Consider the following 25,700-nt stretch of genomic DNA (forward strand, 5'->3'; position numbering starts at 1 on the left):
TGTGCTCTTCCGATCTACCTCTATCCCCCCGCCACTATCTATATAGATAGAAGGCTGGCTTCCCCTGTCTCCTCTCTATATATAGTTGCGCCGGCCGGCTTGCCTCTCCTTGGGGTACGTTTACTATTCGCCTGTACGCCGTACCTAATTGGAGACGAACACGCTATGCCCCCAGCCATCGCCTTGAGCGAAGATATCCTGATCAACGTCACTCCCTTTGAGACCCGCGTCGCGTTGGTGGAATTGGGGTCGGTACAGGAACTGCACGTGGAACGCAGCATCCAGCGGGGCCATGTCGGCAATATCTATCTGGGACGGGTGGTCAGGGTGCTGCCCGGCATGCAAAGCGCTTTCATTGATATCGGACTGGAACGCGCCGCTTTCATCCATATCGCCGACCTGCGCGAGAATCGGGGCGAACGCAGCCAGGGCCTGACGCCCACCCCCATCGAGAAGCTGTTGTTCGAGGGACAGACCATCATGGTCCAGGTGGTCAAGGACCCGCTGGGCACCAAGGGTGCGCGGCTGTCGACCCAGATCAGCATGGCCGGGCGCATGCTGGTCTACCTGCCGCATGATCCGCACATCGGCATTTCCCAGAAAATCGATTCGGAGTCCGAACGCATCCAGTTGCGGGAACGCGTGCAGGCGTTGATGCCCGCCGAGGAAAAAGGCGGTTTCATCGTGCGCACCCAGGCCGAGGGCGCCAATGACGAGGAACTGACGGCCGACCTGGAATATCTGCGCAAGTTGTGGGCCAGCGTCCAGGCCGCCGCCCGCACCCAACCCGCCCCCGCCCTGCTGCATCAGGACTTGACGCTGGCGCAACGCGTGCTGCGCGACATGGTGGGCCCGGGCACGGGAACCATCCTGGTGGATTCGCGCACGACCAGCGCGGCCATGCTGGAATGGGCGCGCATCTACACGCCGTCGGTCGTCGGCCGCATCCAGCACTACAGTGGCGAACGGCCGTTGTTCGATACCGCCAATGTGGACGACGAGATCGCGCGCGCGCTGTCGCGCCGGGTGGATCTGAAATCCGGCGGTTACCTGATCATCGACCAGACCGAAGCGCTGACGACCGTAGACGTCAATACCGGCGGTTTCGTGGGCGGCCGCAATTTCGACGACACCATTTTCAAGACGAACCTGGAGGCGGCGCAGGCCATCGCCCGCCAGCTTCGGCTGCGCAACCTGGGCGGCATTGTCATCCTGGACTTCATCGACATGGAGGAGCAGGAACACCGCGATACCGTGTTGGCCGAACTCAAGAAGGCCTTGTCGCGCGACCGCACGCGGATGACCGTCAATGGCTTTACGCAATTGGGCCTGGTGGAGATGACGCGCAAGCGGACCCGGGATTCACTGGCGCACCAGTTGTGCGAGCCCTGCCCCATGTGCGAATCACGCGGCAATGTGCGCACGCCGCGCACGGTCTGCTATGAGATCTTGCGTGAGATTCTGCGGGAAGCACGTCAGTTCAATCCCAAGGAATTCCGTATCCTTGCCTCCCAAGACGTGGTGGACCTGTTCCTGGAAGAGGAGAGCCAGCACCTGGCAATGCTGGGCGACTTCGTGGGCAAGCGGGTATCGCTGGAAGTGGAAAGCACGTATTCGCAGGAAAAGTACGACATCATCCTGGTCTAGTTTTCCAGGCCCGCGCGCCGCCTTCCCGACAAGACATGGATCTGACGCTTATCCGAGTCCTGCTGTTCGGCCTATGCCTGGCAGGCATCCCGCTTCTGGTGTTCGCGATACGGTTGATCCGAGGCGCCTTTACGGAAAAGGTCGTCGCCGAATTGCCGTATACCCAGAAAGAGGCGGCATTTTCGATTGCGGCAGCGGGCACCTATTCGATCTGGCAGAAGGCGCCGTTGCTTACCAAGACGCCTATCGGCGAATTTCGCCCGGAAGTCCGGTCCCGCCAATCCGGTCACCCCTTGACGCTGCGTGCCTCATTGATGCGGCCCAGCGTCAATAACGGACTGACGGGCCGGATGGAGCTGTTCAGGTTTTTCGCCCCCGCAGGCGATTACCAGATCGTCTTCGGAGAAGGCGCGAGCGTCTCCAAGATCGAACTGGCGATGTCGGCGCTTTTGCCGATCCGGATGTCGGCGGCGCCTGCCGACTATTCACTTCACGTCACGAAGGCGCGCTCGCCTTTCACCCTCTTGGCGGGGATATTCCTGACCCTCATCGCGGCAGGCTGCATTCTTGGCGGATTTGTTCTGGGGATATCGGCGCATCAACTTGTCGGCTAGGCTGCCGCGGCGCTCGCGCCTTCGCGCGATAGCAGGTTGCAGGTTTATTTTCAACCGAACGTGTATGGATTGTGTGACTTAACAATTCGATTGAAATGAAGTTTGAAACCGATGGCGGCGATAGGGAGCAGCCGATAAGCTGCGGGCGCTTTGCGGGGGTATCCCCCTGCTTGGCGCCTTTTTCTTATGCTTTCGGAGGTCAATGCAATGAAGTCCCTATTCCGTCCGTTCCTGCTGCTGGTCGCGGCGTTGCCGTTGGTGCTGGCAGCCTGCGGCGACAAGGAACCCGAGCAGCGCGCCGCGTTCACGCAGTACCTGCAGACCCGCATCGTCGACAAGCCCGGCGTGCGCGTGCCGAAGTTGACGGATGAAGAAAAGAAGTCGTTTGGCGATTACGCAGCGCACTACGCCGTGATCACCGATTTCAATTCCGGCATGGATGCGTCGGTCAAGCCGCTGTCCGGCATCATGCAGAAGGGCGCCGTGCGTTCGCTGAACGACATCGTGTCGCGCCGTGACGACCTGAAGGGCGTGCAAACGTCGCTGAACGACATGGGCGCGGCGTTGAAAGAGCAGAAATCGAAGGCCGATGCCGCACGCGCGCAACTCAAGCAGCCCGATGACCTGAAAGCCGTGTACGACAAGGCCTATGACAAGACCGTGAGCCTGCCGGCCGATACCTTCCGCGATGTGCTGCCGCAGTTGAACGCCACGTTCGACAGCAGCCTGAAGATCGCCGATTACGTCGAGGCCCACAAGGCGCAGATCGAGATCTCGGGCCCCGTGGTCAAGGTGCAGGATCCGGCGGTGCAGGCCGAGTTGAACCAACTGCTGCAAGATCTGAACGCCCAGGCGAAGAACCTGCAGCAGGCGCAGACGCGCATGCAAGCGGTGATGCTGGGTCGTTGATCGCCCGCCCGCCAGGCCCCGGCCGCTACAGCGCGACCACCCGGTTGCGGCCGGATTTCTTGGCCTGGTAGACGGCGGCGTCGGCGGCTTCGACCAAGGCGGACGGTTCCTCGCCTGCCTTGGGCACCGCGGTCGCGACGCCGATGCTGACCGTGACGACGCCGCCGTCGTTGTCCTGGTGAGGGAAGCCCAATTCCAGAATGGCGCGCCGGATGGTTTCGGCAATGCCTATCGCACGCTGACGGCTGGTATTGGGCAACAGCACCACGAACTCTTCGCCCCCGTAACGCGCGGCCAGATCGCGAGGACGGCGGGCGTTTTTCTTGAACGTCGCCGCCATCGCCTTCAGCAATTCGTCGCCTTCCTGATGGCCGTAGCGATCGTTATAGCGTTTGAACTGGTCCGCATCCAGAAACAACAGCGATAGCGGATAACCATCGCGCCGAGCGGACTGCCACTCGCGCGCCAGCGTCTCGTCGAACGTGCGCCGGTTGGGGATGGCGGTCAGACCGTCCGTCTTAGCCTGCATTTCCAACTGAGCCTCGAAAGCACGCCTTAAACGCATCTCTCGCCGGAACAGCACGATCTGCGCCATGACCGACAGGAATAACGCCAACGTGACCGGAACGACCAGCGCGGCGCGCCTGACCCAGGGTTCGAGGATATCGTCCACCGCCAGCGCCACGTTGATCACCAGCGGCGTATCGTCGATCCTCACGAACGTGTGCAAGCGCTTGACGCCGTCCGGCGACAGCGAGCCCACGAACGCGCTCTCGCGGCCGACCAGGAATTGCTGGAAGTCCTGCGGAAATTCGAATTCCCGGCCCATGTCCGACAGCGAGTAGGGATTGCGCACCAACACCACGCCGTCATTGCGGAACACCGTGATGGCGTCGCGTTCGCCGATCGACAGCGTAGCGAAGCGGTCGCGGAAATACGCCAGCCGCAGCGACCCGACGACGACGCCCGCGAAACTGCCGTCGGGATGGGAAAGCCGCCGGCTGATGGCGATGCTCTCGTCTCCACCGCGCAAAGGGCTGCGATACGGGCGGCTGACGTACAAGCCCACGTCGTCGGCATCGCGGTGGACCTGGAAGTAGTCCCAGCCGGAGAAGTTTCGGTCCGAGGGGCCGATATCCATCGAGGCATAGCGCAGGTTGCCGTTTTCGTCCAACACGCCGATGGCGCCCAGGTATTCCGCCGAGGACGACCGGTCAAAGAGGAAACGACGCAGCGCTTCGCCTTTGACGAGCTCGATGCCCGGTTCGCGCAGGCGCTCGACCACGCCTTGCAGCGACAAGCCGTAAAGGTGCAAGGTACGGCTGATGTCCGCCGCCAGCACACCCGTGAGGTTGTGCCCCGCCGTATAGGCGGATTCCCACGTCAGGCGCCTGTCGATCCACAGCAGCGCCACCGCCGCCGCGCAGATGCCGATTGCGACCAACCCGGCCAGCGCGTACAGGGTGCGATGCAAAAATCCACGGGACGTCAATGCGGCGCTCCTTCACGATGGCGGTCGGAATGTCGTGACTGATGCCTTTGGCATCGTATCCGGGAAGATAATGCCGCTGCCCCGCGCCCTGCGCAAGATCGCGGTGCAAGTCCCGTGCATCGCACGCGCCACCCAGCTACGATGTCGCATCTATGAACCACGACAATCGTATCTACAGCCTGCCCCTCTGGCGCGTCACCCAGTGGCTGGTCAATCCCGGCAGGGATGTGCCGACGGAAATACGCATGGCGCTGATCGGCGGGCTGTTCGGATCGCTGCCGATCTTCTTCGGCGGCATCATCAACACGTTGCTGGTGGCGGCCCTGATCACGTTCCGCCATCCCGAGCCGCTGTTCCTGCTGTGGCTCGGCCTGGAGCTGCTGGTCTGCCTGTCGCGGATCAACGTGCTGGTAACCGCCCGCAAGGCGGCGCTGGCCGGCCGGCCCACCCCCACCGACCTGTATGTGGTGCTGGCCCTGCTATGGGCAACGAGCGTGGGTTACGGCACGTTCATCAGCTTGATCAGTGGCGACTGGATCGCGGCGACGGTCGCCTGCCTGTCCGCCGCGTCGATGGTGGGCGGCATCTGCGTGCGCAATTTCGGTGCGCCGCGGATGTCGGCCGTCATGGTGGCGCTAAGCGTCGGGCCTTGCGCGATGGGCGCCCTGTTCATCCAAGAGCCCATTTTCTGGCTGGTGCTGGTGCAAGTGCCGCTTTACATGACGTCGATGTCGATGGCGTCCTACCGGCTGAACGGCATGCTGGTGTCGACCATGCTGGCCGAACGCGAGAACGAACGGCATGCGCGCCAGGATTCGCTGACCGGCCTGCTGAATCGCCACGGCCTGATCCAGGCGCTGGACCAGGCCGTGGCGGACGCCCGCCCGGGCCGCATGGAGTTCGCTGTGCTGTATCTGGACCTGGATGGATTCAAGGCGGTCAACGACACCTATGGGCATGCCACGGGCGATGCGCTGCTCAAGCAAGTCTCCGAACGCCTAGTGGCGCTGATGGCAGAAGGCTCGGTGGCGGCGCGCATCGGTGGAGATGAATTCGTGCTGCTGATGCGCAACAGCCTGCAAACCGAGGCGCAGGAAGTTGGCGACCGGATCGTGCAGTCGGTATCGCAACCCTATGATCTGGAACAGGAAAAGCCGGTTCTTATTGGCGGAAGCGTTGGCATCGCGCTGATTCCACGCCACGGCGCCGATACCGCGGCGGTCCTGCACGCCGCGGACCGGGCGCTTTACCTGGCCAAATCCGCCGGCAAACGCCGGGCGGCGATGGCCCAGGCCTGAACGCCGGACGCCCCGCGCCCGGCGTTGCCCTTACGACACCGCCGTGGCGGCTATGCGGAAGGGGAAGGCGCGGACGCCCCGTACCTTGTCGGTCTCACGTTGCGCATTGATCGCCCAGGCAGGCCCTGCCCCGCCGGTAGACGACATCAGCAAGCGCATGGCGCCAGCCGAAAACCCGCACTGCAAGGCCCGCGCCTGGCGCCGGGCAAGCTCAACACCCACAGCGTGCGGCGTCGTGAAACTACGATCCGATTGCAGCATGGCAGCCCCCTGGCAAATGCCCTTCATCAGTGAAGAGTCAGTGCAAATGAGACTACCGCAGTCTTTTGGTTTTGCGCGTGAAATGATACGTAAAGTAATGCAAAGATGCGGAAATATAGCGCGCGAAATAAGACTGTCATGCCAATGGGTTAGCGACCGCCTCGGCCGATTCCCGGTCGGGCTTGTCGTTCCTGCCGTCTGCTGGGCCCGTCATGTTGCCGTACAGCAGCGAACGGCCCGCGAACAGCCCACCCGCCACTTCAAGGTCGAACCGCTCGGTGTCGCGTCGGCGGACGTCTTCGACGACCTGGGCGGCCTCGTCCGCCGGCACGCCGACGACCCGCAGGGCCGCTTCGCCAAAGACCAGCGCGGATTCGAAGGTTTCACGCACCTGGTAGTCCACCCCTTCCTTGGCCAGCGCCAGGGAATGGATCCGGTCGTACGCGCGCACCACCACCCGGACCAGCGGAAATTCTGCCTTGATCAGCTTGACCATGTGATTCGCAGCCTGGGGATTGTCGATGCAGATCAGGATCGCGCAGGCGTGTTCGGCGCCGGCAGTGCGCAGCATGTCGATGCGGGTACCGTCGCCGTAATAGACCTTGACCCCCCATTTGGCAGCGGCCCGGATCGCGTCGGTGTCCGTGTCGAGGATGGACACTTTCAGGTCGCGGGCCAGCATCGCCTGGGTGACGATCTGGCCAAAGCGGCCGAAACCGACGATCAGCGCGCAGCCGTCCAGGTCCTTGGCAACGTCCACGCCGTCCATGGACGGGGCCGGCTTGGGTAGTAGCCAGCGCAGCGCCAGCACGCACAACGGCGTCAGCGCCATCGAAATAATGACGACAGCCGTCAACACGGCGCCGGTATGGGCGTCGAAAATGCCGGCTGCGGCCGCCGCGCCATAGAGCACGAAGGCGAACTCGCCGCCTTGGGCCAGCAGCGCGGTGCGGGTCATGGCTTCGGCGTGGGAGGCGCGCAACAACCTCGCCACCACGTAGACCCCCACGGATTTCACCAGCATGAACACCAGCACGGCCGCCAGGATCAACGGCCATTCGCGGGCCACGGCGGACAGGTCGAGCGACATGCCCACGCCCAGGAAAAACAGGCCCAGCAAGATCCCGCGAAAGGGCTCGACTTCGGCCTCTAATTGGTGACGGAACGTAGATTCCGACAACAGGACGCCAGCCAGGAACGCTCCCATCGCCATCGACAGGCCGCCCAGTTCCATCAGCAGCGCCGCCCCCAGCACGACCAGCAGGGCGGCCGCGGTCATGACTTCGCGGGCATGGGCTGCCGCCAGCAGCCGGAACAACGGATTCAACAGCCAGCGGCCCGCCGCCAACAGGGCGAGGATGCAGCCGACCGCGATGGCGGACTGCATCCACGGATCGCCATGCTCGGCGCTGCCCGTCGGCGCCAGCAAGGCGACCAGGGCCAGCAGTGGCACGATAGCCAGGTCTTCCAGCAGGAGGATGGACACGATGCGCTGGCCTTGCCCGGTGGCGCTGTCGCCGCGTTCGCCCAGGATCTGCATCACGATGGCGGTGGAAGACAGCACGAAACCCATCGCCGCCATGAAGGCGGCGGGGCCGGACAAGCCGGCCAGCAAGCCGACGACAGTCAGGAGCCCGCCGCAAGTCAAGACCTGGGCCACGCCCAGGCCGAATATCTCACCCCTCAGCTTCCACAGACGCGACGGCTGCATTTCCAGCCCGATGATGAACAGGAACATCACCACGCCCAGTTCAGCGACATGCAGGATGGATTTCGGATCGGAGAAGAAGCCGATCCCGAACGGGCCGATGGCCAGGCCCGCCGCCAGGTATCCCAGCACGGAGCCCAGCCCCAGCCGCTTGAAGATCGGGACAGCGATGACGGCAGCGCCGAGCAAGACGACGACGTTGACGAGTTGATTGCCTTCGATAGGCAGAGCCATGTGGCGCTCCAGGTTGTGCGGCGGGGAGCCTACCCCATTTTCCGGCAATCAGTAGGATTGGCAATCCGGAGCTACGGCAAGAAACGGACAAAAAGCCCCCAACGCTGCGCACGCGTCGCGTGCTTGCCACGCCCAGGGGGCGCATTTTCGTCTTGGGGCGGCCCAGTGACAAAAAACAAACCGCCGCAAGTTGCGGCGGTTTGAGGGGTGTCGTTCGCGCTTAGTCGTCGCGGAACTGCATCTTGTACAGCGAGGCGTACAGGCCATTGGCGGCCAGCAGTTCGGCGTGGGGGCCCTGTTCGACGATCTTGCCGGCGTCCAGCACGATGATCCGGTCAGCGTTCTGGACGGTGGATAGGCGGTGCGCGATGACCAGCGTGGTGCGGCCCTTCATCAGGCGTTCCAGCGAGGCCTGGACCTGGCGTTCGGACTCGTTGTCGAGCGCAGAGGTGGCTTCGTCCAGGATGAGGATGGGCGCATTCTTGATCAGGGCGCGGGCGATCGCCAGGCGCTGGCGCTGGCCACCCGACAGGCGGGCGGCGTTTTCGCCCACCTGCGTGTTGATACCTTGCGGCAGGCCTTCCACGAATTCCAGCAGGTTGGCAGCCGCCAGGGCGTCGCGCACCTTCTGTTCGCTGGAGCTGCCCAGCGCGCCGTAGCCGACGTTGGCCGCAATGGTGTCGTCGAACAGCACCACGTCCTGGCTGACCAGCGACAGGTGCGACCGCAGGCTGCGCAAGGTCAGCTCGTTGATGGGCGTGTCATCCACCAGGATGGACCCGCTGTCGGCCAGCACGAAGCGCGGCAGCATGTTGACGAGCGTTGTCTTGCCGCTGCCCGAACGGCCCACCAGGGCGACGGTCTGGCCGGGTTCCACGACGAAGGAAATGTCATGGACCGTGTCGCGGTCGGCGTCGGGAAAGCGGTGCTTGACGTTGCGGAATTCGACCTTGCCGCGCACGGGTTCGGCCAGTTGCTTGGTGCCCGTGTCGTTCTCGGGCGTCTGGTCGATCAGCGTGAAGACGCTTTCGGCCGACACCAGCATCTTCTGCATGCGCGCGGCGACGTTGGTCAGGCGCTTGATGGGGTCGAAAATCTGCGCCAGCGCGGCCATGAACGACGCGAAACTGCCCACAGTGAGCGCCCCGCTGTTGGCCTGGCTGAGCGCGACGGCGATGACCGCGCCGACGGAAATCGAGATGCAGACCTGCGTCAGCGGCGTCAGCGCGGCGTCCGCCGTGGCAGTACGCATCGCGAAGCGGCGCAGGCGGCGGCTGACGAAATCGAAACGGCCGCGTTCGACTTCATAGCCGTCGAACAGCTTGATGACGCGCTGGCCGTCGATGCCTTCGCCGACCACGCGGGTCAGTTCGGCGTTCATGTTGACGGTGTCGCGGTTGATGCGGCGCAGGCGCTTGATGAAGAAGCGCGAAATCAGCACCGATACCGGCAGCATGATCAGGATGATCAGCGTCAACACCCACGACATGTAGAGCAGCACGCAGATCAGGGCCAGCACCACCAGCGTTTCACGCACCAGCACCGTGATGACGTCGGTGGCGTAGCCGGTGACGTTGCCGGCGTCGATCGTGAAGCGGTTGAGCAGCCGGCCGGTGTCGCCGCGCTTGAAATCGGAATCGGGCAGGCCGAGCAGGCGTTCGAACATGTCCCGGCGCATGCCCAGCAGCACATTGTTGGCCACCCAGGCCAGCAGGTAGTCGCTGAAGAAGTTGCAGATCCCGCGCAACAGGATCAAGCCCACGACCGCCAGCGGCAAGGCCCAGACATAATAGGGTTTGGCCCCCGAAAAGCCGCCGTCCAGCAGGGGCTTCATAATGACGGCCAGAACAGGTTGCGTGGCCGCCGCGCCCGCCATCAGCAGGACAGCCAGCAGCAAGCCCTTCCAGTAGGAACCCACGCGGCTGTAGATCCGGCTCCAGAGTTCAGACTTGACGGGGTTGGAATCCGCGGGTGCGTTGCGTGCGGCAGAATTCAAAGGGAACACTCGCTTTTATACAATTGTGCCCGGGATTGTACCGGCTACGCGCCGCCGCGCTGTAGCGCCCACCCTCATTTCAGCCCCATTTTCCCCTCGCCCTCCCATGTCCGAAATCAGTTGCTTGTACGTCCGGTTACCCAATTGGGTGGGCGATGTCTGCATGAGCCTGCCCAGCCTGCGCGCCCTGCAGGCCAGCGGCCTGCCCCTGGTGATCTGCGCCCGCCCCTGGGCCCGTGACCTGCTTGATGGCGTGGTCAAACAGGATTTCATTCCCATGCGCGGCAAGGTCGGCCCTGACCGGGCCGCGGTCAGCACCCACCGGCGCAGCCTGGGCGCCCTGGGCCGGCGCGCCCGCGGCCTGTTGCTGCCGGATTCGCTTTCCAGCGCGCTGGTCTTTCGGCTGGCGGGCCTGCCGTCGGCGGGCTACCGGGACGACGGCCGAAGCTTCCTGCTGCGGTGGCCCGTCACCAAGCCTGATGAATCACTGCACGCGGTCCAGTCCTGGCATTACCTGACCCGCGAGGCCCTGACCCGCTGGGGCCTGCCGTCCGGCCCCGCCCAGCCGGGCCCGACCCTGGACCTGCCGCTGACGCCCGCCCACCAGGAAGCCGCCGACCGGGCGCTGCAGGCCGCCGGGTTGACCGCCCGGCAGTTCGTACTGATCGCGCCGACGGCCACCGGCCTGCACAAAGGCAAGATCAAGGTCTGGCCAGGATTCGATACACTGACCCGCGCCTTACAGGCGCGTGGCCATACCGTGGTAATGTGCCCCCCTCCGGCCGAAACCGATGAGGCGCGACGCAATGCGCCGACGGCGCAGTTGCTGCCTCCCTTGCCGCTGGGCGCTTTTGCGGCGCTGACGGCCCGGGCGACGCTGGTGATTTGTAACGATTCCGGCGTCTCGCACGTCGCCGCGGCGGCATCCGCCCGGGAACTCGCGCTGTTTGGCGTGACCCGCCCGGGGCGCACCGGCCCGTGGTCGCCGCAGGCGGTCTGCGTCGGATCGGATCAAGCTTGGCCGTCCGTCGAAGAAGTTGAACAGCAGGCCGTCACCCTGTTGGGCGGGACGAAGTAATCAGGATAGTTTTGACATGACCTTTTCCAGCTACCTCACGAATCTGATCATTCCTTACAACCTGTGCGTGACTTTTGTCATCATCGGTCTGGTGCTGTGCCTGTTCCGGTTGCGCAAGACCGGCGGCGCCGTCATCGCCGCCGGCCTGCTTTGGGCGCTGGCGTGGTCGCTGCCGGCAACGTCGCTGTGGCTGGGCGGCGCGCTGGAGAGCCGCTATCCGCACCTGCCGCCGGAGGACTCGCCGACGGCCGACGCCATCGTGGTGCTGGGCGGCAATACGGCCAATGGCCGGGCCAACTGGTTCCTGCCCTATGACAAGGGCACGGCGGTGGTGCGCGTGGACACGGCTGCCCAGCTTTACCTGGCCGGACGCGCGCCCAAGGTGGTGCTGTCGGGCGGCGCGCTGGAAGGCGATGTCAGCGAGGCCCGCGGCATGGCGCACGCCATCCGCCAGCAAGGCGTGCCCGAAACCGCGCTGATCCTGGAAAACGCCAGCCGCACCACCTACGAGAACGCAGCCCTGACCGAAGACCAGCTCAAGTCGCGCGGCATCGGCAAGGTGCTGCTGGTGACGTCGGCGCTGCACATGCCGCGCGCCATGGCGGCCTTTTCCAAGCAGGGCGTGGAAGCCATTGCCGCCCCCGCTCCGCCCCAGATCGTGGCGCCCATGGATGGTTCTCTGTCGCTGTGGGTGCCCGACGAGCGCACCTTCGACGCCAGCCGTTCCATCATCAAGGAATACGCCGGACTGTTCGTGTATTGGCTGCGCGGATGGGTATGAACTTGACCGCCGGCTCCGTGCCGGCGCTGGACTGCCGGGCGGGATGCGGCGCCTGCTGCATCGCACCATCGATCACCCGGCCGATTCCGGGCATGCCTGACGGCAAACCAGCGGGCGTGCCCTGTATTCAGTTGCTGCCGGACATGCGCTGCGCGATCTTCGGCCAGCCCTCCAGGCCGGACTTCTGCGGCGGCCTGCAACCCCAGCACGACATGTGCGGCCCCGACCGCGAGCACGCGGTCCGATGGCTGGGCGACCTGGAACGGGCAACCGCGCCCAGCCATTAAAACGCGAAGCGTGGGGGGCCCTTTTTTCCGCCGGGCCGCCCCAAGGAAAAAAAGCCCCCTCGGGGGGCAGCTAGCTCACGAAGTGAGCGCGGCGTGGGGGCCATCCACCTTTAACGCGCTTCCAGCACCTTTTCGTACAGTTCCTCGTACCTCGCGGCGACCGTTTCCCAGCTTTGATCGCGGGCGATCTTCAGGCCGCGTTCGGTCAATGCCGCCCGCAACTCGGGTTCCGAGCCCAGACGTTCCAGCGCCTGCGCCAATTGGGCGCCATCGCGCGGGTCCTGCAGGATCAGGGCGTCCTTGCCGGCCGAAAGGTATTGCGCGAAACCACAATACGCCGGTGAACTGACCACGACCGGCAGCCCGTGCGACATGGCCTCCAGCGGCGCCATGCCGTAGCTGTCGTTCAGCGTGGGATGCGCGTAGATGTCCGCCGCGCTGAAATACTGGGCGACTTCCGGCGTGGGATCGATCAGCGTGACGCGATGGGCGATGCCGCTGGCGGCGCGGACCCGGTCGCGGGTGGGTTCGTCCGCCCCCACGACCAGCAGCCGGTAATGCGCCGGCAACTGCGCCAACGCGTCCAGCAAGGCGGGCAATCCTTTGCGCAAGGGATTGCGGGCCACCAGCAGGCAACCGACGGTGCCGGCGTCCCAGCCCAGGCGGGCGCGGGTGGCGTCGCGGCCACGCGCATCGTCGGCCGACGGCAACTTGACGCCGGGCGCGATGATGTCCACCGGCAATTGCTGGCCATAGCTGCGGTGCAACTGATCCATGATCAGACCGGACACGGCCACCACGCGCCGCGCGGGTGCGCCGCGGACGCGCAGCTTTTCCAGCAGCAGATAGGTGGCCAGGCGCGGACTCAGCCACGCCCTCACCCGCGCGAACGGCCTGACACGGGTGAGGCGGTTGTAGCGCACGGGCGTCACGTGCATGACTTGGATCTCTCCGGCCCAGCCGTTCATGTGCGAATGCACGATGTCGAACTTGCCCCGCGTGAGCCGGTCAGCCCGCCAGGCGAAGTACAGCACGCGCATCCAGCTGGGCAGCCAGCCGGGAAAGCGCACGGGCAGGAATCGGAACGGCAGGTCGCTGTCGAAGTCGCGCGCCACGATGGAGACATCGTGGCGCTGGCCCAGGACGCGCATCAGCTCCACGCCATAGGCCTCCGCGCCTCCGAAGCGATTGCCGAAGCGGTCGACCAGCAGCGCGATGCGAAGCCGCCGCTCAGCGGCGCCGGCGGGTGTCTTCATACCGGGTCAGGCACTTCTGGAGGAAGCGAATGATGTTGGTGGAACGCGCCACCGTCACCCGGGGCAGACCGAACGGATCGTCGGACGCCGCCGCCAGGCCGCGCTGGGTCAGCGTGGCGTTGTCATAGCCGGCTTCGCGCACCATGGCTCGGTGTTCCGGACCGTGGTCGCCGTAGGGATAGCAGAAGGCCGTGACAGGCGCGCCCAGCGCCTGTTCCAGTTCGTCCTTGGATTCGACGATCTGGCGCCGGGCTTCCTCGGGCGTCATTTCGGGCAGGTGCACGTGGTCCAGCGTATGCGAGCCGACCTCGTTGCCCGCCTGAGCCCATTCGCGCATTTCCTGCACGGTCATCAGGGCCGAGAACGGGATGCCTTTTTCATGGTCCCAGACGTTGCTGCCGTCGAACTGGCGCGCAACAAAGTAATTGGTGGCGGTAAAGCCCAGTTCACTGAGCACGGGCATCGCGTTGCGATGCACATTACGGTAGCCGTCGTCGAACGTGACGCCGAACACTTTGCCCTGGCGCTCGCCACGCACATAGGGCATGACGTCGCGCATGGACAGGCCGCGGTAACCCAGCCGGCGCATCCAGCGCATCTGGCGGGCGAAGCTGTCGGGATGTACGGTCAGCCCGCGAAACGGCGTGCCCTTGGGGTTGGGCTCGCCGATCTGGTGGTACATGAGAATGGGGATAGACATAGGACCGGATTATAGGGCCCGGCGTCCATCCCGCGTACGCTGGTAGACGTCGACTGTGGCGGCGGCGAAACGGTCGAGATTGAAGTCCCGCAGACTGGTTTCGCGGGCGCGGACGCCCATGGCGCGCACCGTGTCCGGGTGGTCCAGCATGAATCGCAGCCTGGCCGTCATGGCGGGCACGTCACGCACCGGCACGATCCAGCCGTCCACGCCGTCGGTCACGTTCTCGGGCAACCCGCCCGCGTCGGTCACCAGCGCGGGCAGCCCCAGGCCCATGATTTCGCGGCACGCGAAGGACAGCGCTTCGCGATAAGACAGCACGAAGCCCGCATGGCATGACGCCAGCGCCGCGCGCACATCGTCGAGCAGGCCGGGAAACCGCACCTGGTCGATCATGCCCAGTTCGCGCACGCGGGCCAGCTTGGCTTCGGACGGCGGATCGCCCGCCACCATCAGCAGCACGCGCGCCTTGTCGGCCGGGGGCAAAGCCGCCACGGCAGCCACCAGGTCCAGCCAGCCCTTGTCGTAGTCGGTACCGCCCGCGCTGCCCAGCAGCAGCTTGCCTTCCCACGCCGGGCCGAAGATCAGCGCGCGCAGTTTGTCCAGGCTTTCGGGCGGAGGCGGTGCGAAGAAATTCGTATCGATGCCGTGCCGGATGGTGGTGATGGGGCGCTTGCTGTAGGGCGAACGCTGCATCAGGCCATGCACGTAGTCGCTGACGGCGATGCCGTGGTCGGTCGCCAGGGCGACGCGCAGCTTGTGGCCAAAGCTGGAGAGCGGATGGTCGTTGTGCTTGGTGAACACGATACGCGGGCGGCGGGCCATGCCCAGCGTGGCCAGCATCACCTGCTTGTGGTCGGCCGAGCCGTTGACGTGGATGATGTCAAAGCCCCCTGCCTTGATCAGGCGGCGCAGTCGCGCGCGGTCTTTGAACCAGGAGGACGGGCGCGTCGTGTACTGCATATCGACCACGGTGACGCCAGGGATGGCGCGGGCGTAGCGATACAACCGGCTGGTGGCCGGCGCCGCCACGGTAATCTCGTGGTCGCGCGCCAGGGCCTTCGCCAGGTTGATGATGTAGGTGACGTGCCCCCCGCCGTTGCCGGCGTGGAAGTTCGTGTACAGGATCTTCACTTCTGCTTCTCGGCCAGGAACATCAGCTTGGAATAGCGGAAGAAACTGCCCGCCGCCGCCGTCACCGCCAACACCAGGCCGTGCTTGCCGTCCAGGAAGCCGCGCCGGATCAGATAGATGCGCACGAAGGTCCAGAAGCCATGGCCCAGCGCACCGAAAATCGACGTACGGCGCCCCTTCCCATACATCATCGCCGCCGCGTCGGACGAATAGCGGTTGACCTTGTTGATCAGGGCGTCCAGGTTGTCGTACGGATAATGATTGAAGTAGCCCTGCAGTTTCAGGGGCTGGCCGCTGGCCGGCACGACGCGCTCATGCACGGCGGCGTCGGTGAAGCGTGCCGTGCCGCGCTTGAACAGGCGCAGCACGTAATCGGGCCACCAGCCGCTATGCCGGATGTCCTTGCCGCAGAAATTCGACAGGCGGGCGATCTCGTAGGCGTCGGCGCGCGGATTCGCCAGCGTCTCCTGGATTTCGCGGGCCAATTCGGGCGTGACGCGCTCGTCGGCGTCGATGGACAACACCCAGTCGCCCGTCGCCAGGTCCAGCGCACGGTTCTTCTGGGGGCCAAAGCCGGGCCAGTCGGGCGTGATTTCCACGCGTGCGCCCAGCGCCTGCGCGAGTTCAACGGTGCCGTCGGTGCTGCCCGAATCCACCACGATGAATTCGTCGGCGAAAGCCACGGACTTGAGGCAGGCGGCAATGTTCGCCGCTTCGTTCTTGGTGATGATGATGACTGATAGCTTCATCCGCGATTCCTAAGACGCTTTTTCCAGGCTTTCCAGGCGTGGTAGCGAGGCCCCCAGAAGGGGTCGCGCGACAGCCAGATGCGCCGGTTCAGCCAGGTTCCGCCCTGATTGCGCACCGCGAAACGAAAGATGTGTCCGGGGTCGGCGCCGGGGGTGTTCTGTCCGAAAGGGTCGGTAGTGTACAAGTGCGCGAAGCCCGCTTGCCTGGCGGCGGCCACGTAATCCGCATCGAAATAGCCTTGCGGCCAACAGAGATGGTCGCTGACGGCTCCCAGGCGGCGCAGGAACGTCTCGCGGGAGTCGTGCAGTTCTTGTGCGATGTGGTCGCGCTTGGCGTCCACGTCGGCGCCGCAGACCTTGTCCCAGCGGGTGTGCGTATGCGTGTGGGAATGGAATTCGAAGGTGCCCGCGGCCTGCATGGCTTCGATTTCGCTCCAGCGCAGCATGGCCTCGTCGGCGCGGCCCGCCGCCACCAATTGCTTGCAGGCGTCGTGGTCGGGCGTGGCCGGCAGCGGACCACCCTGCCCCGCATGCGGCCGCACGGGGCCATCGCCGATCCAGCCCGTAATGGTGAACAGCACGGCGCGCATGCCGTAACGCGCCAACACCGGGTGCGCGTGCACCCAGTTGTTCAGATAGCCGTCGTCGAAGGTGATCAGCACCGACCGTTCGGGCGCCGGGCCGCCCGCCAGATACGCGGCGAACTGGCTGGCGGACAGCGACTGGTAGCCCGCCCGCGCCAGGCGCGAGATCTGAGCGTCGAACACGTCCGGCGTGGCCGCGATCATGCCGCCCGCGGGGGTGACATGGTGGTACATCAGCACGGGGACGTTGGGCGCGTTCATGCGGCGCGCTCCGCCAGCCATTTGAAGTAGACGGCTTCAGTGGTTTCGGCCAGGCGGGCGGGCGAAAACACCGCTTCTTCCCAGACCATCTTGCGACCGGCCTCGCCCATGCGCCGACGCAGGGCCGGGTCGTCGATCAGGCGCTGCAAGGCGTCGGCCAGCGCTTGGGGATTCTTCGGCGGCACCAGGATGCCGGTATCGCCGTCGCGGAACATCTCGGACACGCCGCCCACGTCGGTGCCGATCACCGGCAGGCCGCTGGCCTGGGCTTCGACGTAGACGGTGCCGGACGCTTCCTGCTGCGTGGCCAGGGCGAACAGGTCGAACCCGGCCAGCAGGTTAGGCACGTCGCGCCGCATGCCCATCAGATGGATGCGGTCTTGCAGGCCGAGTTGCGCGATGTAGTCCTGGGTCTGTTCAAAGACCGGCGAACCGCCCCCGACGAACACCAGGTGCAGCTTGGGCCGGCTTGCCATCAGGGGCGCGATCGCGTCGATCAAGTCCTTGTGGCCTTTGGTGGCGCGCATGACGGCCACGCAACCCACGATGATGTCGTCGTCGGCCAGGCCGAGCTCGTCGCGCAGCGTCGAGTGTTCGACAGGCGGCGGCAGCACGATGGGCGAGTAGACGGTGGCCACCTTGTTGGGGGGCACGCCGCGTTCGATCAGGTAATTGCGCACATGATCACTGACCGTCGTGACCCTGTGCGGCAGACAGGTGTAGGACCACATTGATCCCACTTTATTGGACAGGTGCCGGGTCCGCACGATCAACGGGGTGCCCGCCAATCTGGCGCTGAGCGCCGCAATGACCGTATCGCGCCGGCTGTGGGTGTTGAGCACGTCAAAGCGCCCATCCTTCAAGATGCGGCGCACGGCGGCCACGCCCTTCAGGTAGTTCATCGCCCCGTCCATCGCGACCTTATGGACGGTGAAGCCGGCATCGGACAAACGATCGACCAGCAAGGCCTTGGGCTGGCAGATGGCTTCGACATGATGGCCGCGTGCGCGCATGGCCGTCATTTCCTTGAAGATCCGCCCTTCCTGGCCGCCAAAACTGGTGGCGGCTTCCGAATGCACGATACGCAGCTTTTGCATCAATAGGTGACCTCTACTCCGTGGGGCTTGGTCCAGGCGTTCAGGTTTTCGAGCAGCGTGTCTGCCATGCGGACCCGCCACTCCTCGCCCAGCCGGACCGTGCACAGGAAATTGTTCTTGGTGTAGACAATATCGATCGGCACGCCGGGAATGCCGTTTTCGGGCTCGGCGCGGAACGGGTTCAACATCTGGCGCAGGCGTGCCGCGTCGGCCGCCCCGTTGAGCTTGACCCGCAGGGACTTGGCGCGCGCTTCGCGGGCCAATTGCAGGTCGTATAACTGGTCGGCCACGATGCGCATGCCGCCGGAGTAGTCGTCATTGCTGACCTTGCCCTGGACAATGACCAACTGGTCTTCGCGCAAGCGGTTGCGGTGCTTCTCGTAGAGTTCGTTGAACACCGAGATCTCCACCTGCGCGGTGCCGTCGTCCAGCACGGCGAACACCATCTTGCCACGGCGGGTCATCATGACGCGCACGCTGGCCAGCACGCCGCACATCCATTGCAGGTCGCGCTGCGGCTCCACGCGGGCCAGCTGCATCGGCACGATGCGACGCACTTCGTCGCGCCAGGCGTCGAACAGGTGGCCACTGTAGTAGTAGCCCAGCGCGGATTTCTCTTCCGTCAGCTTCTTGTGCAGGTCCCAGGGTGCGACCTTGGCCAGTTCGCCCGCGACCACATCGCCGCTGTCGTCGCCGAACAGCGAAGCCTGGTTGGCGCTGCGCGCCGCCTGCTCGGCGGCTTCCATGGCCGTAGGCACGGAGGCCAGCATCGCGGCGCGGTTCGGCTCGATGGTGTCGAACGCGCCGGCCTTGATCAGGGCCTCGATGGTGCGGCGGTTGACGGCTTGCTTGCCGACGCGGCGGCAGAAGTCGAACAGGTTCAGGAACGGCCCGCCTTCCTTGCGCGCGCGCAGGATGTCTTCGACGGCGCCCTGGCCGGTGCCCTTGACCGCGCCCAGGCCGTAGCGCATGGTGCGCGGCGGCTTGCCCTTTTCGGTGTGCTTGTCGGCGACCGGTTCGAAACGGTAGCCCGAGAAATTCACGTCGGGCGGCAATACCTCGACGCCGTTGTCCTGGGCGTCGCGGCAGAAGATCTGAACCTTGTCCGTGTCGTCCATATCGGACGACATGGTGGCGGCCAGGAATTCCGTTGGGTGATAGGCCTTGAGCCAAGCGGTCTGGTAGGAGATCAGCGCGTAGGCAGCCGAGTGCGACTTGTTGAAGCCGTAGCCCGCGAACTTCTCCATCAGGTCGAACAGCTTGACCGCCAAGTCGGGGTCATGGCCCTTTTCCTTGGCGCCTTGCTCGAACAGTTCCCGGTGCTTGGCCATTTCCTCGGGCTTTTTCTTGCCCATGGCGCGGCGCAGCAGGTCGGCGCCGCCCAACGAGTAGCCCCCGATGATCTGCGAAATCAGCATCACCTGTTCCTGGTAGACGATGACCCCGTAGGTGCTCTTCAGGGTGCCTTCCAGGTCGTTGTGGAAGTAGTCCACCGCGGCGCGGCCGTGCTTGCGGTTGACGAAGTCATCCACCATGCCCGATTCCAGCGGCCCCGGCCGGTACAGGGCCAGCATGGCGATGATGTCTTCGAAGGTGTTGGGCCGCAGCTTTTTCAGCAGTTCCTTCATGCCGCGGGATTCCAGCTGGAACACGGCGGTGGTGTTGGCGTCGCACAGGATCTTATAGGCGGCGGGATCGTCGAGTTCCAGCGCCATGACGTCGAAGTCGCGCTTGTCCTCGTTGAACTGGCGCACGTAGCGCACGGCCCAATCCAGGATCGTCAGGTTGCGCAAGCCCAGGAAGTCGAACTTCACGAGGCCGGCGGCTTCGACGTCGTCCTTGTCGAACTGCGAGACCGCGCTGTTCTCCTGGCCCGGCTGGCAATACAGCGGGCAGAAGTCGGTGAGCTTGCCGGGCGCGATAAGCACACCGCCGGCGTGCATGCCGATGTTCCGGGTCAGGCCTTCCAGCGGCTTGGCCAGATCGACGAGCGCGCGCACCTCCTCTTCCTGCTCATAGCGGTCCTTGAAGGCGGGTTCGTCCTTCAGGGTGCGTTCCAGCGTCCAGGGATCCATCGGGTTGAACGGGATCAGCTTGGACAGGCCGTCACAGAACATGTAGGGCATGTCCAGCACGCGGCCAGCGTCGCGGACCACGGCCTTGGCGCCCAGCGTACCGAAGGTGGCGATCTGGCTCACGGCGGCGCGGCCGTACTTTTCCTTGACGTAGTCGATGACCCGTTCGCGGTTGTCCTGGCAGAAGTCGATATCGAAGTCGGGCATGGAGACCCGCTCGGGGTTCAGGAACCGCTCGAACAGCAAGTCATAGCGGATCGGGTCCAGGTCGGTGATCCCCAATGCGTAGGCCACAAGCGAGCCCGCGCCCGACCCCCGCCCCGGCCCCACCGGCACCCCGTTGTTCTTGCCCCAGTTGATGAAGTCCTGCACGATCAGGAAGTAGCCCGGGAAGCCCATCTGGATGATGGTCTTGCATTCCCAGCGCAGGCGTTCGTAGTATTGCTCGCGCTTGGACTCGCGTTCCGCCTCGTCGGGGAACAGGAACGCCATGCGCTTTTCCAGGCCCTCTTCCGACAGCTGGACCAGGTAATCGTCCAGCGTCACGCCATCGGGCGTCGGGAAATTAGGCAGGCGCGGCTTGCCAAGCACCAGGCTCAGGTTGCAGCGCTTGGCGATTTCGACCGTGTTGGCCAGGGCCGAGGGCACGTCAGCGAAACGCCGGGCCATTTCCTCGGAGCTGAGCAGGTACTGTTCCTTGGTGAAGCGGCGCACGCGGCGCGGGTTCGCCAGGATTTCGCCTTCGGCGATGCAGACGCGGGCCTCGTGGGCCTGGAACTCGTATTCGTCCAGGAACTGCACCGGGTGCGTGGCCACCACCGGCAGGCCGGCTTCACCCGCCAGCCGCATGGCCGCCTGCGTATAGGCTTCGTCGCCGTCCATGCCGGCGCGCTGCAATTCGATGTAATAGCTGCCGGGGAACAAATGCGCCCATTGCCGGGCCAGCGCCAGCGCGGACACGGCGTTGCCGGCGTCCAGCGCCTGCCCCACATCGCCCATCCGTCCCCCGGATAGCGCGATCAGGCCCTGCTGGCCTTGCAGCCATTCGCGGCGGATTTCCGCCCTGCCCTTGCCCTGGTTCGTCAGGAAAGCCTTGGACAGCAATTCGCACAGGTTCAGGTAGCCCTGATGGTTGCGTACGAGCAACAGCAGGCGGAACGGCTTGGCCGGTTCGTCGTCGTTGGTCAGCCAGACATCGCAGCCGGCGATGGGCTTTACCCCCGCGCCGCGCGCGCCCTTATAGAATTTGATCAGGCCGAAAAGGTTCGACAGATCGGTCAACGCCACGGCTGGCTGGCCCAGCTTGGCGACGCGTTTAATGAGGTCGGAGATGCGCACGATGCCATCCACCACCGAAAACTCGGAGTGGACGCGAAGATGCACAAAAGGGGTCGGGGTTGTTACGGCTTCGGACATAGCGGGAATTGTACCTAGTGATCCCGGTCCAAGCCGATGCGTCCGAGATTGTGCAAAGGGGGCGCCACGGACCTTGTGTAACAATACCAGGTAGACATGACCCAACTGTCGCAGGACAACGATTACGTATGAAATGGTTAATACCCGGGATCTGGCTGGCCGCCATCCTGTTTGCGCACTTCCGAGGCCGAGTTCGACTGCCGCTGGGCCGGCAGATGTTGGACCACTCGGTGCTCCTGGCCCCGATCAACGCGTTCATGGTGTTGGCGTCCCGCGTGCCGTCCACCCCCTACCTGACGACGAGCGAAATCGCCGAACTCAAGGTGCTGGACGATAATTGGGAGACCATCCGCGAAGAAGCCGTGCAGATGGCCGAGTTGCGGCGCATCAAGGCAGCCGACGACCACAACGACATCGGCTTCAATTCCTTCTTCAAGTACGGCTGGAAGCGCTTCTACCTGAAGTGGTATGACGCCCGCCACCCCTCGGCTGAGGAACTGTGCCCCAAAACCGTCGCCATCCTGAAGACCCTGCCCAAGGTCAAGGCCGCGATGTTCGCCGAACTGCCTCCCGGCGGCCAATTGAATCCGCACCGCGACCCGTTCGCCGGTTCGCTGCGCTATCACCTGGGCCTGGTGACGCCTAACGACGACCGCTGCCACATCATCGTCGACGGCGAATCCTACAGCTGGCGCGACGGCGAAAGCGTCGTCTTCGACGAAACCTATGTGCACGAGGCGTACAACCACACCGACCACAACCGGATCATCCTGTTCTGCGACGTGGAGCGTCCGCTGAAGTGGGGCTGGGCCGAGGCGTTCAACCGCTGGTTCGGCCGGGTGGTCATGTCGGCCGCCAGCTCGCCCAACGACGGCGGCGACCAGACCGGCGCCATCAACAAGCTGACGCACGCGCACTGGGTCATCGACCAGAAGCGCAAGGCTTTCAAGACCTGGAACCGGACCGCCTACAAGGCCACCAAGTACGCCTTGATCGCCTTGGTCATCATCGGCTTTATCGCCCTGTAATCCGGCGGGCGCCCCCGGGGCGGCTCGGGCCCCGGAGCCCCGCCGCCCGAGGCTCAAGCCGCTTCGCGCACTGGCAGCGTCAACAGCCCCGTGTGGTAGTCATAGCCGTAGATCTCGCCGTACCGGCCCCATTCCACCGCGATCTTCAGCACCCGCTCGGCCTCGTCGGGCTTGAGGAATTCCTCCAGCGAATCCAGGAAGTCCTTTTCGGGCAAGGCACCCGAGGGCTCTTGCTCCAGGCTGTGGCGGATGTGCGCGGCCAGCGGCACGTGCGCCAGCAGTTGGCGTCCGAAGATGGCTTGCTTCTGCCCTTGCTCGGCCTGTACGTAGCGCTGGCCCAGCGGCGTCAGGAAGATGTCGCCGCGGTCAAGCCGGGCCAGGCCAAACAGGCCCAGCGCTTCGCAGGCCGGCAGCAGGTCGTCGTCGGAGATCTCGGCCTCTTCAGCCAGCTTGGGCAGGTCTGCGCGGCCGTTGAACGGCGCCTCGGCCAGCACGTCCAGCACGCCTTCCATGCGTTCGACTTCGGTCTGCGGAAACCGGTAGCCCAGCCCTTGCTGACGCGGCGTGGGCACGCCATGCGCTGGACGCGTGGTCATCAAGGCGTAGACCTCGTCGATCAACGCGCGCACTTGGGGGGAGTCCGCGTCACGCGGGCGCGGCAAGCCGATCAGCACCTGGCTGCGCACGCGGCCAGGGTCGCTATCGAACACGATGATGCGGTCGGCCATCATCACGGCTTCTTCGATGTTGTGCGACACGATCAGGATGCCCTTGGTCGAGATGCGGCTTTCGTCCCAGAGCTCCAGCATGTCGTCGCGCAAGGTCTCGCCGGTCAGGACGTCCAGCGCCGAGAACGCCTCGTCCATCAGCAGCACGTCGGGGTTCATGACCAGCGCGCGCGCAATGCCTACCCGCTGGCGCATCCCCCCTGACAATTCGCGCGGCAAGGCGCCGCCGAAGCTGCCCAGGCCGATCAGGTCCAGCACGGCGTCGGCCCGCTTGGCGCGCTCGGCGGCCGGCACGCCCTGGGCTTCCAGGCCCAGTTCGACATTCTGCTGGGCGGTCAGCCACGGGAACAGGGCAAACGACTGGAACACCATCGCGATGCCCGCCGCCGGCCCGTAGACCGGCTGGCCGCGGTAGGTGACCGTGCCCTGGTCGGCATTGACCAGGCCGGCCATGATGCGCAGCAAGGTGGATTTGCCCGAGCCGGATTTCCCCAGCAGGGCCACGATTTCACCTTCTTTCAGCGTGAAATCCACGTGCTCCAGCACATGCCTGGCGGTGCCGTCGGCCGCGCGGAAAGATTTGCCGACGTCGTGCAGGTCGATCAAGACGTTGGGGTTCATGACAACTCCTAGCGGCCGCGATCTTCGGCCAGCAGATACAGCTTGCGCCAGAAAAATCGGTTCAACAGCATCACGAATACGCACATCACGCCGATGCCGAGCGCGATGCGGTGGAAATCCCCCAGCTCGGTCATGTGCTTGATGTAGCTGCCCAGGCCGTCGGCGACCAGCGAGGTCTTGCCCCACGACACGTACTCGGCCACGATGCTGGCGTTCCACGACCCGCCGCTGGCGGTGATGGCGCCGGTGATGAAGCTGGGGAAGACGGCGGGCAGATAGACCCGGCGCCAGCGCAGCCACCCTTTCAGCCCCAGGTTGTCGGCCGCCAGCCGCAATTCGTTGGGAAGGGTGGACGCGCCGGCCACGACGTTGAAAAGGATGTACCACTGAGTACCGAAGATGATCAGCGGGCTGAGCCAGACATTGGGGTTCAACTGCCAAGCCACCATGACATAGACCACGGCGGGAAACAGCAGATTGACGGGGAACGCCGCAAGGAATTGCGCAACCGCCTGCACCCGCTGCGAATACCGGGGACGCAGTCCTATCCACACGGCGACCGGCACCCAGACGACTGATGCCAGCGCGATCAGCAGCATGACGCGGACCATCGTGATGCCGCCCAGGCCCAGCACATGCAGCACTTCGCCCCAGCCCACGTCCTGGTGGACGAATACCACCAGCTTGTAGGTGGCCAGCAGAGCCGCGGCCGCCAGCAAGGCGTCCCAGACCCGGGTCCAGCGCGGGTCGGGCGCCTTTACCCGCGCCCGGATGGAGGTGCCGTCATACGGCACGCTGAACCATCCCAGCGCACGCCGCATGCATGCCCAGAACGCATTCGCCACCGCCTGCACCCAGCGGCTGCGCCGCGTCCAGTCCAGCAGCCATGACTGCTGCGCGGCATCGCCCTGCGACTCTTCGAACCGGAACTTATCGGCCCAGGCCAGCAGCGGCCGGAAGAAGAGCTGGTCGTAGAGCAAGATGCCCGCCATCATGGCGCCGATGGCCCAGGCGATGGCGCGGCCGTCCTCGGCCTGGATCGCCACCGCGATGTAAGACCCGATGCCGGGCAGCTTGATGTCTTGCCCGGCCACCGAAATGGCTTCGGCGGCCACCAGGAAGAACCAGCCGCCCGACATGGACATCATCATGTTCCAGAGCAGCCCCGGCGTGGCATAGGGCAATTCCAGCCGCCAGAACCGCTGCCAGCCCGACAGCCGGAAGATCCGGGCGGCTTCATTCAACTCGGCCGGGACGGTGCGCATGGACTGATACAGGCTGAACGCCATGTTCCAGGCCTGCGACGTGAAGATCGCGAAGATCGCCGCGCATTCGACGCCCAGCAGGTTGCCCGGAAACAGCGCGATGAACGGCGCGATGGCGATGGCCTGGAAGCCCAGGATCGGGACGGACTGCAGGATGTCCAGCATCGGGATCATCGCTTTTTCGGCCGTCCGGTACTTGGCGGCGATGGCGGCGAAGACGAAGCTGAACAGCAGGGAAAAGCCCAGCGCCGTGAACATCCGGAGGATGGTGCGCAGGAGGTAATACGGCAGGTATGCCGGATCCAGCGATATCGGCAGTTCCTCGCCCAACGCGAACGGCCGGTTCATCTGGGACGCGCCGTAGGCCATCAAGGCCAGGATGCCCAGCACCAGCGGCAATAGCGCCCAGTCCCAGCGGTTAGGGGTAGAGCGAGAGCCCGTTTTCGAGCGGGTCCGGGGGCTGAATAACTCGAACATATCG

Annotated in this window: 21 protein-coding genes; 8 read left to right on the top strand and 13 right to left on the bottom strand. The window is 64.9% G+C overall.

The window, feature by feature from the left end:
• Positions 1 to 183: 183 nt before the first annotated feature.
• The 3 genes from rng to HG262_RS23080 all read left to right on the top strand — a co-directional run bounded on the left by rng (position 184) and on the right by HG262_RS23080 (position 3,170).
• On the top strand, positions 184 to 1,647 hold the full coding sequence (rng, locus tag HG262_RS23070) for a ribonuclease G (RefSeq protein WP_169273274.1): 1,464 nt from the start codon (positions 184 to 186) through the stop codon (positions 1,645 to 1,647).
• Between the two features lie 35 nt (positions 1,648 to 1,682).
• Positions 1,683 to 2,261: a hypothetical protein gene (locus HG262_RS23075; protein ID WP_169273240.1), complete on the top strand. Its 579-nt coding sequence runs from the start codon at positions 1,683 to 1,685 to the stop codon at positions 2,259 to 2,261.
• A 207-nt stretch (positions 2,262 to 2,468) separates the two neighbouring features.
• Complete coding sequence (locus HG262_RS23080; protein WP_169273241.1) at positions 2,469 to 3,170, top strand: DUF3053 domain-containing protein; 702 nt, start codon at positions 2,469 to 2,471, stop codon at positions 3,168 to 3,170.
• A 25-nt stretch (positions 3,171 to 3,195) separates the two neighbouring features.
• Here HG262_RS23080 and HG262_RS23085 read toward each other — a convergent pair whose 3' ends face one another.
• Entirely contained in the window at positions 3,196 to 4,662 is a 1,467-nt protein-coding gene (locus HG262_RS23085) for a GGDEF domain-containing protein (RefSeq protein WP_169273242.1), read from the bottom strand.
• A gap of 152 nt (positions 4,663 to 4,814) precedes the next feature.
• Between HG262_RS23085 and HG262_RS23090 the strand changes: the two genes are divergently transcribed.
• Complete coding sequence (locus HG262_RS23090; RefSeq protein ID WP_169273243.1) at positions 4,815 to 5,960, top strand: GGDEF domain-containing protein; 1,146 nt, start codon at positions 4,815 to 4,817, stop codon at positions 5,958 to 5,960.
• 30 nt (positions 5,961 to 5,990) lie between these two features.
• Here the strand turns inward: HG262_RS23090 and HG262_RS23095 are convergent, their stop codons facing one another.
• The 3 genes from HG262_RS23095 to msbA all read right to left on the bottom strand — a co-directional run bounded on the left by HG262_RS23095 (position 5,991) and on the right by msbA (position 10,159).
• Positions 5,991 to 6,221, bottom strand: coding sequence for a hypothetical protein (locus tag HG262_RS23095; RefSeq protein ID WP_169273244.1), 231 nt, complete (start codon positions 6,219 to 6,221; stop codon positions 5,991 to 5,993).
• Positions 6,222 to 6,357: 136 nt separating this feature from the next.
• Positions 6,358 to 8,163 carry a monovalent cation:proton antiporter-2 (CPA2) family protein gene (locus HG262_RS23100; protein ID WP_169273245.1) on the bottom strand — a complete coding sequence of 602 codons (1,806 nt, stop codon included), beginning with the start codon at positions 8,161 to 8,163 and terminating at the stop codon, positions 6,358 to 6,360.
• A 220-nt stretch (positions 8,164 to 8,383) separates the two neighbouring features.
• Positions 8,384 to 10,159 carry a lipid A export permease/ATP-binding protein MsbA gene (msbA, locus tag HG262_RS23105; RefSeq protein WP_169273246.1) on the bottom strand — a complete coding sequence of 592 codons (1,776 nt, stop codon included), beginning with the start codon at positions 10,157 to 10,159 and terminating at the stop codon, positions 8,384 to 8,386.
• A gap of 106 nt (positions 10,160 to 10,265) precedes the next feature.
• Between msbA and HG262_RS23110 the strand changes: the two genes are divergently transcribed.
• Genes HG262_RS23110 through HG262_RS23120 form a run of 3 tightly spaced genes read left to right on the top strand, consistent with a single transcriptional unit; the run spans position 10,266 to position 12,305 of the window.
• Positions 10,266 to 11,237, top strand: coding sequence for a glycosyltransferase family 9 protein (locus tag HG262_RS23110; RefSeq protein WP_169273247.1), 972 nt, complete (start codon positions 10,266 to 10,268; stop codon positions 11,235 to 11,237).
• A gap of 16 nt (positions 11,238 to 11,253) precedes the next feature.
• Positions 11,254 to 12,018, top strand: coding sequence for a YdcF family protein (locus HG262_RS23115; protein WP_169273248.1), 765 nt, complete (start codon positions 11,254 to 11,256; stop codon positions 12,016 to 12,018).
• Positions 12,009 to 12,305, top strand: coding sequence for a YkgJ family cysteine cluster protein (locus tag HG262_RS23120; protein WP_169273249.1), 297 nt, complete (start codon positions 12,009 to 12,011; stop codon positions 12,303 to 12,305). Before HG262_RS23115 ends, HG262_RS23120 begins: the two co-directional genes overlap by 10 nt.
• 110 nt (positions 12,306 to 12,415) lie before the next feature.
• On the opposite strand, the gene HG262_RS23125 is transcribed toward HG262_RS23120, so the two are convergent.
• The 7 genes from HG262_RS23125 to dnaE are packed head-to-tail and all read right to left on the bottom strand — an operon-like array spanning position 12,416 to position 21,577.
• Entirely contained in the window at positions 12,416 to 13,561 is a 1,146-nt protein-coding gene (locus HG262_RS23125; protein ID WP_169273250.1) for a glycosyltransferase family 4 protein, read from the bottom strand.
• The gene (locus tag HG262_RS23130) at positions 13,536 to 14,261 is read right to left on the bottom strand and encodes a polysaccharide deacetylase family protein (protein WP_211187711.1); all 726 of its coding nucleotides are present in this window, start codon (positions 14,259 to 14,261) and stop codon (positions 13,536 to 13,538) included. Before HG262_RS23130 ends, HG262_RS23125 begins: the two co-directional genes overlap by 26 nt.
• Before the next feature lie 9 nt (positions 14,262 to 14,270).
• A complete protein-coding gene (locus tag HG262_RS23135) occupies positions 14,271 to 15,395 on the bottom strand; it encodes a glycosyltransferase (protein WP_169273251.1) in 1,125 nt (374 codons plus the stop codon).
• Complete coding sequence (locus tag HG262_RS23140; RefSeq protein ID WP_169273252.1) at positions 15,392 to 16,144, bottom strand: glycosyltransferase family 2 protein; 753 nt, start codon at positions 16,142 to 16,144, stop codon at positions 15,392 to 15,394. Before HG262_RS23140 ends, HG262_RS23135 begins: the two co-directional genes overlap by 4 nt.
• Positions 16,141 to 16,989: a polysaccharide deacetylase family protein gene (locus HG262_RS23145; RefSeq protein ID WP_169273253.1), complete on the bottom strand. Its 849-nt coding sequence runs from the start codon at positions 16,987 to 16,989 to the stop codon at positions 16,141 to 16,143. Before HG262_RS23145 ends, HG262_RS23140 begins: the two co-directional genes overlap by 4 nt.
• Positions 16,986 to 18,086 carry a glycosyltransferase family 4 protein gene (locus HG262_RS23150; protein WP_169273254.1) on the bottom strand — a complete coding sequence of 367 codons (1,101 nt, stop codon included), beginning with the start codon at positions 18,084 to 18,086 and terminating at the stop codon, positions 16,986 to 16,988. The genes HG262_RS23145 and HG262_RS23150 overlap by 4 nt, the downstream gene beginning before the upstream one ends.
• Positions 18,086 to 21,577, bottom strand: a complete 3,492-nt coding sequence (gene dnaE / locus HG262_RS23155; RefSeq protein ID WP_169273255.1) for a DNA polymerase III subunit alpha — start codon at positions 21,575 to 21,577, stop codon at positions 18,086 to 18,088. The genes HG262_RS23150 and dnaE overlap by 1 nt, the downstream gene beginning before the upstream one ends.
• 128 nt (positions 21,578 to 21,705) lie before the next feature.
• Between dnaE and lpxO the strand changes: the two genes are divergently transcribed.
• Entirely contained in the window at positions 21,706 to 22,605 is a 900-nt protein-coding gene (gene lpxO / locus HG262_RS23160; protein ID WP_169273256.1) for a lipid A hydroxylase LpxO, read from the top strand.
• 53 nt (positions 22,606 to 22,658) lie between these two features.
• Here lpxO and HG262_RS23165 read toward each other — a convergent pair whose 3' ends face one another.
• Together HG262_RS23165 and HG262_RS23170 are read right to left on the bottom strand one after the other, a co-directional pair.
• Positions 22,659 to 23,954, bottom strand: a complete 1,296-nt coding sequence (locus HG262_RS23165; protein WP_169273257.1) for an AAA-associated domain-containing protein — start codon at positions 23,952 to 23,954, stop codon at positions 22,659 to 22,661.
• Positions 23,955 to 23,962: 8 nt separating this feature from the next.
• Entirely contained in the window at positions 23,963 to 25,696 is a 1,734-nt protein-coding gene (locus HG262_RS23170; RefSeq protein ID WP_169273258.1) for an ABC transporter permease subunit, read from the bottom strand.
• Between the last annotated feature and the right edge of the window lie 4 nt (positions 25,697 to 25,700).

Origin of the sequence: Achromobacter sp. Bel (genome assembly GCF_012928505.1) — a bacterium.
Taxonomy (GTDB): domain Bacteria; phylum Pseudomonadota; class Gammaproteobacteria; order Burkholderiales; family Burkholderiaceae_B; genus Achromobacter.